Source organism: Vibrio sp. D431a, from assembly GCF_030248655.1.
Classification (GTDB): domain Bacteria; phylum Pseudomonadota; class Gammaproteobacteria; order Enterobacterales; family Vibrionaceae; genus Vibrio; species Vibrio alginolyticus.
In genome coordinates this window covers 1-1140 of the sequence record NZ_JAHGAP010000085.1, presented here as the reverse complement: position 1 = coordinate 1140, position 1140 = coordinate 1, and the positions used below count along the sequence as shown (strand labels likewise).

Sequence of the window (1140 nt, the reverse complement as noted above, 5' to 3'; positions counted from 1 at the left end):
TCTTGAACAGATTGTTAGCTGTGTACTACAACACTAGCATTAAAATCAAAGGTCCCAAAACTGCAATAACCATCATCAAAAACCAGAGATAAATCATCAATGATAGGTAGAGCGAAAATATCCCTTTTACAGCATTTTCCAGCTCGATACCTTTATTGTTCTGTAAAAAGTACGCTAACTCTGCCCTAGGAATGGAGCCTGCAACTTTTTGAAAATTAAGCTTCAAAAGCATAAGACCCATTGAGGTAGGTACACTAAGCATCAACAGATACAACATGTAAGACATGAAGGTGTTTTCGGGAGATTTGTTACCTGAAACTATAGCCGCAATAATGATGACTAAGAGTAGAGAGGAAAAACCTTTAAATGATGAAAAGACTGAGTCTCGCGTTTCAACATATAGCCAAAATAACGGCTTATCGATTATTTTCATTTGTTTCTCAAACAGCTAACGCCTTGTTAAGGTGTGAGGCACGCAATACCGAAGCTTCCGCATACCGCCTTAACCACTAAACCAGACGCATGGTAAAAATGCCATGCGTGCCGAATCACTCTTGAACAATTTGTTATGTGCGTTTTCCCAACTTAACTCTCGAAGCAGCCCTATTGGCTAAACGCAAGCTTTTCAATTGCTCTTTACGGATTGCTTGTTCATCTGGATATACTTCAAATATCCAGTGTCGAAATCCAATACCACAAAGTAATCCACCCAAAGCAGCAATCACCCCGCAAATATAAGGAAAATATTTCCTATCTTCACTCACGACTTCAATTTTCTTATTCTCAATCGAAATACGGTCTTTCTTAACACCATCAGCTAACTCATCTTGGGCTGCAATAATTGAAATTTTCTCAGCTGCTTGAAAAACGATATCGTTGTATTTGTAAGTTTGACTGAGTAAGAAATAGAGGCTGAAAACGAAAATTACAGCTCCGACAATCGCCATTAACTTGTACGGATTGTCAGTTGGGACACTTAAAGATGAATTCATACTCAATATTCTCATTTTATCGCTAGCACATAACGCCCTGCTAAGGGGTGAGCAACGCAATACCGATGCCGCCGCACACCACCTTAATCACTAAATTCAACGCATAGTAAAAATGCCACGCGTTGCGAATCCCTCTTGAGCAGTTTGT

At 39.5% G+C, this 1140-nt stretch carries 2 protein-coding genes; both read right to left on the bottom strand.

Annotated elements, in window-relative coordinates:
• Positions 1–25: 25 nt before the first annotated feature.
• The gene (locus KJB35_RS28080; protein WP_285359078.1) at positions 26–433 is read right to left on the bottom strand and encodes a hypothetical protein; all 408 of its coding nucleotides are present in this window, start codon (positions 431–433) and stop codon (positions 26–28) included.
• A gap of 133 nt (positions 434–566) precedes the next feature.
• On the bottom strand, positions 567–992 hold the full coding sequence (locus KJB35_RS28070) for a hypothetical protein (RefSeq protein ID WP_029852233.1): 426 nt from the start codon (positions 990–992) through the stop codon (positions 567–569).
• Positions 993–1140 lie beyond the last annotated feature (148 nt).

What these genes read in the sequence shown, in the direction of transcription:
- KJB35_RS28080 (WP_285359078.1), bottom strand. Translation starts at nt 433, where the DNA reads ATGAAAATAATCGATAAGCCGTTATTTTGGCTATATGTTGAAACGCGA.
- KJB35_RS28070 (WP_029852233.1), bottom strand. Translation starts at nt 992, where the DNA reads ATGAATTCATCTTTAAGTGTCCCAACTGACAATCCGTACAAGTTAATG.